This is a genomic window from Clostridium sp. TF06-15AC (assembly GCF_003481165.1).
In the GTDB taxonomy this organism is placed as follows: domain Bacteria; phylum Bacillota; class Clostridia; order Lachnospirales; family Lachnospiraceae; genus Otoolea; species Otoolea fessa.
Genome location: NZ_QUKS01000001.1, coordinates 763,199 through 773,081 on the forward strand (window position 1 = coordinate 763,199; position 9,883 = coordinate 773,081).

General features: G+C 50.1%; 9 protein-coding genes. All 9 read right to left on the minus strand.

Translation table 11 applies throughout. From position 1 onward, the window contains the following. Positions 1-97: 97 nt before the first annotated feature. On the minus strand, positions 98-1,018 hold the full coding sequence (locus tag DXC57_RS03400; RefSeq protein WP_107000161.1) for a YegS/Rv2252/BmrU family lipid kinase: 921 nt from the start codon (positions 1,016-1,018) through the stop codon (positions 98-100). A gap of 38 nt (positions 1,019-1,056) precedes the next feature. Continuing rightward, entirely contained in the window at positions 1,057-2,247 is a 1,191-nt protein-coding gene (locus DXC57_RS03405; RefSeq protein WP_118651148.1) for an A/G-specific adenine glycosylase, read from the minus strand. Next, positions 2,240-3,220, minus strand: coding sequence for a biotin--[acetyl-CoA-carboxylase] ligase (locus DXC57_RS03410; RefSeq protein ID WP_118651150.1), 981 nt, complete (start codon positions 3,218-3,220; stop codon positions 2,240-2,242). The genes DXC57_RS03405 and DXC57_RS03410 overlap by 8 nt, the downstream gene beginning before the upstream one ends. A 5-nt stretch (positions 3,221-3,225) precedes the next feature. Next, the gene (locus DXC57_RS03415; RefSeq protein ID WP_022359804.1) at positions 3,226-3,534 is read right to left on the minus strand and encodes a DUF6637 family protein; all 309 of its coding nucleotides are present in this window, start codon (positions 3,532-3,534) and stop codon (positions 3,226-3,228) included. A gap of 237 nt (positions 3,535-3,771) precedes the next feature. Beyond that, positions 3,772-4,710: an SPFH domain-containing protein gene (locus DXC57_RS03420; RefSeq protein ID WP_022359803.1), complete on the minus strand. Its 939-nt coding sequence runs from the start codon at positions 4,708-4,710 to the stop codon at positions 3,772-3,774. Between the two features lie 5 nt (positions 4,711-4,715). Continuing rightward, complete coding sequence (locus DXC57_RS03425) at positions 4,716-5,153, minus strand: NfeD family protein (RefSeq protein WP_118481789.1); 438 nt, start codon at positions 5,151-5,153, stop codon at positions 4,716-4,718. Positions 5,154-5,372: 219 nt separating this feature from the next. Beyond that, positions 5,373-6,167 carry an RNA methyltransferase gene (locus tag DXC57_RS03430; protein WP_118651152.1) on the minus strand — a complete coding sequence of 265 codons (795 nt, stop codon included), beginning with the start codon at positions 6,165-6,167 and terminating at the stop codon, positions 5,373-5,375. Continuing rightward, positions 6,164-8,131 carry an NAD(+) synthase gene (locus DXC57_RS03435; RefSeq protein WP_182457209.1) on the minus strand — a complete coding sequence of 656 codons (1,968 nt, stop codon included), beginning with the start codon at positions 8,129-8,131 and terminating at the stop codon, positions 6,164-6,166. Before DXC57_RS03435 ends, DXC57_RS03430 begins: the two co-directional genes overlap by 4 nt. 738 nt (positions 8,132-8,869) lie before the next feature. Continuing rightward, the coding region (locus tag DXC57_RS03440) for an RNA-guided endonuclease TnpB family protein (RefSeq protein WP_147354075.1) at positions 8,870-9,883 on the minus strand (1,014 nt) is incomplete at its 5' end.

The following is a 9,883-nucleotide window of genomic DNA, read 5'->3' on the forward strand; positions in this document are numbered from 1 at the left end:
GTGCCCAGCAACGCAATTTGCCGTGGCTTCGCATTTAAATACGGCAAATTCCTGCTGCCACCACGTTTTCTTACGGCACTTTCGGTTACAAAAGTGCCTACCCGCGAACCGTAACTTCAGGCACCCGGATCGCAATCTCTCTTGGTTTATTTTCAATCACGACCTCTGTCTGACTTCCACCAAACTCACCGTCCAGCGACCAGTCCACCAGCTCCTCCGACTGTACCGTCAGTTTCGAGGTGCGGAACTTGAATACGCATTCATTTTCGCCCTCTCTCTGAATCAGATAAGCAGCAATACTTGCAATGTCAAGCGGCGTGCGCGGTTTCCGGACCAGAAGCACCTCAAACTCCCCGTCATCCAGCGCCACGTCCATACCAACCAGTCCTTTAAAACCTCCGATCGAGGTCGTATTGGTCACCATTCCCAGAATAAATTCCTCTTCCAATTCTCTCTGCTCCCCCAGATGTTCCCACGTAAGGCGCATCCGGTAGGATTTAAGCCCTGTCAGGCGTTTGATAGCTTCCAGCATATATGCCTGATGCCCCAAAATATTTTTCGTCTCCTGCGGGGTCGAATAGGATACCTCCGTAAATGCTCCGAACGCCGCCACATAGACGAAATACCGGTTTTTGCCGAATACACCGACATCCACCAGAAATGGTTTTCCCAGCGCAGCTGTCTGCGCCGCTTTCCGCATATTTTTCGGAAGTCCCAGACTGGATGCGAAATCATTCGTGGAACCCGACGGGATATATCCTAACTCCGGGCGCTTTTCCGGGGTGATCGTCATCAGCCCCGATACCACCTCGTTGAGCGTACCGTCCCCGCCGCTGCACACGACCAGTTCCTTCGTTTTCGCACGTGCCGCCTGATACTCCGCGTCCTTCGGTCCCTGCGTAATATAAACAGACGGTCCATAGCCCGCCTTTACAAAACTATCTAAAATTTCAAGAAGACGACTTCGAATCTGTTCTTTGCCAGATCTCGGATTGATAATAAAAAGCATTTTTTTCATAATCGCCATTTCTCCTGTTTCCCCACACTAACAGTATTTCATATTAATATATTTGTATACACGCGAAATGCATTGGGGATCGGATAGCGATCCTGCAGCTGTGCCCGGCACACCATCAAAACTGTTTTATCCTGATAGCCGGATGCCCGTTTCAAGCGGATTCTGCGTCCACACATATGCCATTCAACATGGGAAAAAATGTGGACTGCATCCGGCAGATCCTCGGTTTCCCTGATATCCGCCTCCGCGATCCCCAGTTCTTTCGCTGCCTCCGCCGCACTCTTTTTTCCGTCCAGATTGACATATTCGTAGAGGGACGCCAACAATCCCTTGCTGCTGCGCTTGCGGATCGCCACCGTATCCTCCCACTCAATCAGGCAGACCGTTTTTTCCTCGATCCGGCGCGGCTTTTTCGGCGGCTTGACCGGATATTGCTCCTCCTCTCCCCGCCGGTGCGCCAGACAAAGGGATTCCAGCGGGCACTTCTCACAGAGCGGACGTCCGCCCGGGATGCAGACAAGCGCGCCCAGTTCAATCCATGCCTGATTATATTCACCTGGATGAAATAGCTCTTCTGACCGTAATGCCGTGGAAACCTCACCGGCATCATCACCGGCTGACAAATAGGAATCTCTTTCCTCCGTCCGGCGCACAAGTTCCGCCTCCAGGCGCCGCTCATATTTCTTTCGAAGCGCCGGCTTCGTGCTGTCCTGTGGGTCAGCAAACAGGCGTGTCAGAACACGCACCACATTTCCATCCAGCGCCGGAGCCGGCAGATCATACGCGATCGACGCAACTGCCCCGGCTGTATAACTTCCGATGCCCGGAAGTTTCAATATCTCATCCCGCGACGCAGGCATCTGACCGCCGTAGTCTTCCATCAGGCAGACCGCTGCCTTTTTTAGGTTCCGGGCTCTGGAATAATACCCAAGTCCCTCCCACAGCTTCAAAAGCCGCTCTTCGTCCACCTGCGCGAGCGAGGTGATGTCCGGGAGTGCTTCCATAAAACGGGCAAAGTACGGTTTGACCGCCTCTACCCGCGTCTGCTGCAGCATGATCTCCGAAATCCAGACCGAATACGGTTCCGGATTCTCCCGCCACGGAAGGAGCCGCCGGTTTTTCCGGTACCAGAAGAGCAATGGCGCGCCGGATGCCGCCAGCCTCTCTTCTTCCGCATAAGGTATTTCCCCCTCTAAAGGCTTCAACGACGCATAAAAATCTTTATACATATCCGTAAATGCCCCTGACAGATACCTCTCCTGAGATCACTTTGCACACCTTTCCGTCTTCTGTGCGGACCAGCAGTTCGCCCATCTCGTCAATTCCGAGCGCCATGCCCGTATACTCATTGCCCGGAGACAGGACGCGCACCTGTGTACCGCAGTTTGCCAGACGGCTGTTATAAACGTCCATCAGGGATTTCATGTTCTGGTTTTCCATGAATTTATCATAATATCCCTCATACGCCCGCATGATCGCGGCGATAAGCTGGCTGCGGCGCACTTCTTTTCCTGTCTCCAGATACAGAGACGTTGCCACATCCTGAATCTCCTCCGGGAACTCGTGATTTGCCACGTTGATACCAATACCAGTCACGATATAATTAATACACTCTAATTCCGTGCTCATCTCGGTCAGGATACCACAGACCTTCTTTCCATTGACGACGATATCGTTCGGCCACTTGATCTTTGCCTCCAGATCACAAACCTCCCGAATCCCGTCGGCAACTGCCAGAGCCGCCACCAGCGTCAGCATCGACGCGCAGGTCGGAGGAAGCTCCGGGCGCAGAAGCAGGCTCATCCAGATGCCGACGCCATGCGGCGCCGCCCAGCTTCTTCCGCGGCGTCCCTTTCCCATCGACTGATAATCCGCGACTGCCAGCGTACCGTGCGGGGCATCTTTCTCCGCCGCTTTCTTGATCTCGGTATTGGTTGAATCTGTCTCGTCAAAATATAAAATATTTTTTCCAGCCCACTCGCTGTCGATGCTGCTCTCCAGCTCTGCCTGGCTGAGAACATCGCCCAGGAAACGCAGCCGGTAACCGCGGTTCCGGACCGCCTCTATCTCATATCCTTCTGCCTCCAACTGTTTGATAACTTTCCAGACTGCCGTCCGTGATACATTTAAACGCTCACAGATCTCCTGTCCGGACAGGTAATCATCCGTTTCTTTTAACATTCGCAAAACTTCTGTTTTCACTTTTATTACCCCCACCATATTGTAAGTGTACTGACAATACATAAAAGGAACAATCCTGCTCCCACTGCCATCAGGATCATTCCGCCGGTCCGCAGATGCTTTCTTCCCCTTCCCCGGCGATAGCGGTCATAGCCATTGGCAAAATTCAGTACCGCCGCCAGAAGAAAGATTACCGGAAACAAAATCCGGTTTTCATCCGGGTTCAGAAACGCAAGAACCGCAAATATCACGATCAATATACCCACTACGATATGAAGCATATCCAGAGCAAACGCGATATTCGCGCTTTTCTTTCTTTTTTCCTGCAGGTTCAACGCATCCACTCCTTACTTATATTCGCAAACAACAGCTTCATTCTTCATATAGCACATAGCTTCTTGCACGTACCCTTTCATCAACATATATGGGTACACATATCACTATGGGATATTATACCGAATGTCCGCAGGCTTGTCAAAAAAGAAATCGAAAAAGGCTGCGGTTCCTGCTTTACATAACCATCAGCCTTTTCTTATACCTTCTTTTTATAACTTAGAGCCGCTCACTCCCGGCTACTCTGCCTTTTGAACATCCGTGCCAACTTCCGTCAGACCCTTTACCAGACCGGCAATGCCCTGGATCTCAGACGGGATGATGATCTTCGTCGCCTTGCCGTCCGCTGCTTTGGCAAATGCCTCCAGGCTCTTGAGCTGCAGCACTGCATTGTCCGCGCCTGCTTCCTTGATGAAGCGAAGTCCGTCTGCTTCCGCTTTCTGAACTTTGAGGATCGCTTCCGCCTCGCCTTCTGCCTCGCGGATCATCTTCTCCTTCTGTGCTTCTGCACGCAGGATCGCCGCTTCTTTCTCTGCTTCTGCTTCCAGAATCGCGGACTCTTTCTTACCTTCAGCTACCAGGATCGTCGATTTCTTCTCGCCTTCGGCACGGAGAATGGACTCACGGCGCTCACGCTCTGCCTTCATCTGTTTCTCCATCGCATCCTGAATAGCTGCCGGAGGAATGATATTTTTCAACTCAACACGGTTTACCTTGATTCCCCACGGGTCTGTCGCCACATCGAGTGCAGCGCGCATCTTCGTGTTGATCGTCTCACGGGAGGTTAAGGTCTGGTCAAGTTCGAGATCACCGATGATATTTCGAAGGGTGGTCGCCGTCAGGTTCTCGATCGCCATGATCGGGTTCTCAACACCATACGCAAACAGCTTCGGATCCGTGATCTGGAAAAATACAACCGTATCAATCTTCATCGTAACGTTATCTTTCGTGATAACCGGCTGCGGTGCAAAATCTACAACCTGCTCTTTTAAAATGACTCTTTTTGCCACGCGGTCAATGAACGGCACCTTGAAATGCACGCCAACCGACCATGTCTCCAGATAAGCACCCAGACGCTCTACGACTAATGCCTGTGCCTGCGGCACAATCCGGATACAGGATGACAAAATCAGAAGTACCACAATCGCAATGACAAGAAAACTGATAACTGCTCCCATATTTCCTACTCCTCCTTACATTTGCTGACAATCAGCTTGACGCCGCTGACCGCCTGAATCTGTACCATCGTATCCCTCGGAATCCGGCTTCCATCCGCCGAGCGTGCCGTCCATTCCTGGCCGGACACCATCGCCGTTCCTCTCGCCTCGTCGTTATCAATCTCTGCGGTTACCCGCGCTTTTTTACCCACCAGCGCGTCCACATTGGTCCGCACCGTCTTCTGATTGATATACCGGAGTGCCAATGGTCTTGTTGAATACAAAAGAAGGAATGAAACAACGACAAACACTGCCAGCTGAATGTAAAGATTCACTCCCGCGATCGACAGGACACACGCAATCAGAGCGCCTCCAGCAAACCAGATCGAAGTCAGCGCCATCGACGCTGCTTCCAGCCCGATACACACTACAAACACCGCCAGCCAGACACACCATACTGCCATGTCATCCCCTCCTTCCATATAGGTCTTTTGACCCTGATATCTTAAAACTAGTATACGATATTTTCTGACATTTATCAACCAATCAGCTCTGTTTTTGAACTTACGGTTTTATTACAAACTTCTTAATGGAACATATCGATCTGCAGTTCAATTTATTTCTTCACAGCTCTCTATTTGCACAAACTATCCGGCTTAAAACATTGTTTCAAAAAATGCAATTTACTGCCGTCTCTGCCGTGCCGTCTCAAACAGCAGCACCGAAGCCGCCACCGCTGCATTGAGGGATTCAACCTTTCCAGCCATCGGAATCCTCACCCACGCGTCAGCAAGCGCCGCCGTCTCCTCGGTCAGACCATTTGCCTCATTTCCGATCAGGAAGCCGGACGGACCTGTATAATTTTCTTCTTCGTAGTTATGTTTCCCCTTTAAATGCGCCGCATAGAGATGGATTCCCTGCTTTTTTACTTCCCCGATCGTCTGATGCAGGTCGTCCGTGTAGATAAACGGCACCCGGTAGATCGAGCCCATCGTGGAACGGATGACCTTCGGGCTGTAAATATCAGCTGAACCACGGTCAAGAATGATGCCTGTCACACCCGCCCCCTCTCCGGCACGCAGGATTGTTCCCAGATTACCCGGATCCTGCAGCGTCTCCAGAATCACAAGCTCCGGTGCCTTTCCGTCCAGGCTATTTTTCAGCACATCTGAGAGCTGATAGGAAAACTGTTCCGCTACCGCCAGGATTCCCTGCGGTGTCTGGGTGTCCGACATATGGCGCATGACTTCATCCGTCACCGTCTCATATCGGCAGCCTGCCAGCAGTTTTTCCGCTCTTTCGCCCTGCTGGCGCAGAAAGCTTTCCGACACATAGACTTCGCGGCGTTTCTCCACCGGCAGTTCCCCGAACATCTTCGGACCTTCCACCAAAAAGACGCCCTGTTCCCGTCTTGCTTTTGCTTTCTTTGCAAGCGCCGTCACCGCTCTGACACGGGCATTGCCCGTGCTCGCGATCACAGGCTGCCTCCTGCCGCTTTCGTCTCCGGCACTCCGTAAACGCAATCCTCATCCAGTGTTTCCAGCTCCTCCAGCCACAGGCGGCTGCACGCATCGCTCGGCATACGCAGGTCGCCGCGCGGCGATACTGCAGCAGAACCTACCTTCGGACCATCCGGCAGGCAGGAACGCTTAAACTGCTGGTTGAAGAAACGGCGGTAGAACACCTTCAGCCATTTAAGGATCGTTTCCTTATCATAAGCACCGTCAAATGCCTGACGCGCCAGGCGGTAAATCTTGCCCGGACGGTAGCCGAATCTTAATATATAGTAGAGATAGAAATCATGCAGCTCATAAGGACCAACCAAATCCTCCGTTTTCTGTGCGATCTTTCCATCCTCCTCCGGCGGCAGAAGCTCCGGGCTGACCGGCGTATCCAGTACATCCAGCAGAATATCAGAAAGCTCTTTCTCGCCACAGGTATCTGCATAATAGCGCACCAGATGGCGCACCAGCATCTTCGGAACCGAGCAGTTGACACCGTACATCGACATATGATCGCCGTTGTAGGTCGCCCAGCCAAGCGCCAGCTCCGACATATCGCCGGTACCGATGACAAGACCGCCGATCTTATTGGCAAGGTTCATCAGAACCAGCGTCCTCTGGCGTGCCTGTGAATTTTCATACGTTACATCATGAACCGACGGATCCTGCTCAATGTCGCGGAAATGGATAGTAACTGCCTCTCGGATATCGACTTCTTTCAAGGTTGCACCCAGCTTTTTCGTGAGCTGGCAGGCATTCTGGTACGTCCGGTCAGTCGTACCAAAGCACGGCATCGTCACAGACAGAATATTTTCACGCGGAATCCCCAGCAAATCAAAGGCGCGCACGGTTACTAAAAGTGCCAGCGTTGAATCCAGACCGCCTGAAATACCAACGACAGCATGGCGGCATCCGGTATGTTTGAGACGTTTTTTCAATCCCATCGCCTGGATCGAAAGGATCTCCTCGCAGCGGCGGTTCCGGCTGCCCGCATCGTGTGGGACAAACGGGGTCGGATCGATCGCGCGCTCCAGCGCAAGCGGTTTCCGATCCAGCGTAAAGCTTACAAACCGGTAATCCTCACGGTCTTCTGTCTGATAGGTCGTCATCCGGCGGCGCTCACATTCCAGACGTTCCAAATCGATATCTGCGTAGATCGTCTGATTCTCAAATCGCGCTGACTCCGACAGGATATTGCCATTCTCAGCGATAATATTCTGGCCGCCAAAAACGAGGTCCTGGGAAGACTCTCCCTCGCCCGCATTGGCGTAAATATACGCACAGAGAAGCCGCGCCGACTGACCGCTGATCAGACTTCTGCGGTACTCGCTCTTGCCTGTCACCTCATCGCTGGCAGAACAGTTGACGATCACCGTTGCCCCCGCCGACGCGTGTGCAATACTCGGTGGATTTAAAACCCAGACGTCCTCGCAGATCTCCGCCCCCACGACGAGATTTTCCACATTGTCACAGGAAAATAAAAGCTTCATTCCCATTGGCACCTGATAACCGTCCCAGGAAACCTCGATTGTCTTTTCCCAGCCCGGGTTGAAATAACGTCCCTCATAAAATTCAGAATAGTTTGGAATCCATCTCTTCGGAACCAGACCGAGCAGCTTTCCATCCTGGATCGCCGCTGCCACATTGTACAATTTATTGTTGTATTCCCACGGAAGTCCTACAAATACAAGCATTGAATCGCCAGCTGTAAAGGCGATCAGCTTCCTAAGCTCTTCCTTTGCCTTCGCCAGCAGCGATTTCTGGATAAACAGCTCACCGCACGTATATCCCGTCAGCACCAGCTCTGGAAATACCATCATCGAAGCGCCCTTTTTGCGCCCCTCCTCTATCTGTTCACAAACCTGTTCCCGGTTGTACTCTACATCTGCCACCTTCACTTCCGGCGTTGACGCGGCAACCCGGATAAAGCCATCTCTTATCATATGGTTTGTCTCCCTTATAAATGATTTTTAGAAACACATATTTATTGTAGCGGTCACTATACAAAAAGTCAAACACATAGGACGAAGTTTCCTATGACATAAAAAGAGAGCCGCTTTTCCCCCACAGAAAGCAGCTCTCCGGTCACGTTCACAACCGTTACATTAAATAGTTTGATTGCTGTATGTAAATATACCACTCTTTTCCAATTTTGTCAACGTCACTTTTGTCATTTTGCACAATAAATCATTTTCTTTTTTCGACAAGAAAAAGCAATTTTCACAGTTCTTTTTTACGAATCTTTCCGCTTTCAGTCTTTGAAAACTCCTTTAGCAAGGCAAATTTGCGCGGGATCTCATAATCTGCCAGTCTTTCCGCCAAAAATTCCCGAATTGCCATATTGGTACAACCACATTTCCCGCTGTCACTTCCGACATTTTCTAGTATATCGGAATTTAAAAAGATTGCCAAACTTGTACCACTGAAGGTTTACAAATTGTTTTTCTTTTTACTCAACTGCCAGAACGGATATTTCACGATACCGGCTGTGTTATTGTTTTGTCATTGTGACATACTCCCTCCACTTAGCCAACGCTGGAAGTGGGGGCTTCTCGTTCGATTGCCCTATTGGGCAAAGCATAGGCGAGCTATCCCCGTGTGTCCCACGGTTCTGTTATTATGAACGGGACTGTTTCGTATCTACGCAGTCCCGAACAAAATCTACGTTTTGGGGGAAATCAGGAAATTTTTCTTTCTGTATCAAGTTCAACTCCCGATATCCTCAACCCTTCCCTGCAAATATTGATAGCTGCATTCTCATCACGGTTCATCTGATTTCCGCAGGTACAGCTATACATACGGTCTTCCAGTTTTAGATCTTTTTTGAGTTTTCCGCAGCAGCTGCAGATTTTTGAACTGGGGTACCACTTATCGATACGAACCATTTTCTTACCGGCACGTTCTAATTTGTAGGAAAGAAAATCAGTAAACATTCCCCATCCATTATCATGAACACTCTTTCCAAACCTTGAATCCTGGCTCATTTCTTTCATGTTCAAAGATTCTATGCACACAAGATCATAAAAATTGGTTATCTTTCTGGATTCCTTGTGCAGATAATCTTTCCGCTGACGTGCGATATGAGCATGGAGTCTGGCTATTTTCTTTTTCTGTTTCATGTAGCGGTTGCTTCCCTTTTCGCAATGACTCAGCCTGCGCTGCTCCCTTGCAAGTTTTTCCTGGGACTTTCGGAAAAAGTGATGATAGTCTGCATGAGCTCCATTGGAATCTACATACAATTCACTCATGGAAAAATCAAGTCCGATTGCGATTTTTACTGACCTGATTTCATATTCCGGTTCTTCTGCCGCATATAGTAATGACACATAATACTTGTCATCTGCTTCCTGGCTGACGGTGGCACCCTTCAATATATAACTATCATCGATACTACGATGCTGTTTTATGCGGATCCAACCTGCTTTCGGAAGTTTTACTTTACCATTCTGCAAAGTAATATTTCCATTTACGCAGTTTGTCGTATAACTTCTTACCGGATTCTTTTTTGACTTGAACTTCGGAAAACCAACCGAAGAATCCCGAAAGAAGTTCTTATAGGCTGTCTGCAGATGCAGCTGTGCATTACACAATGCCAGACTGTCTACCTCCTTCAGCCACGGAAACTCTGCCTTATACTTTGCAGGCGTAACCTTTAATACTTTTCCGGTTTTCTCATAATATTCTTTCTTCTC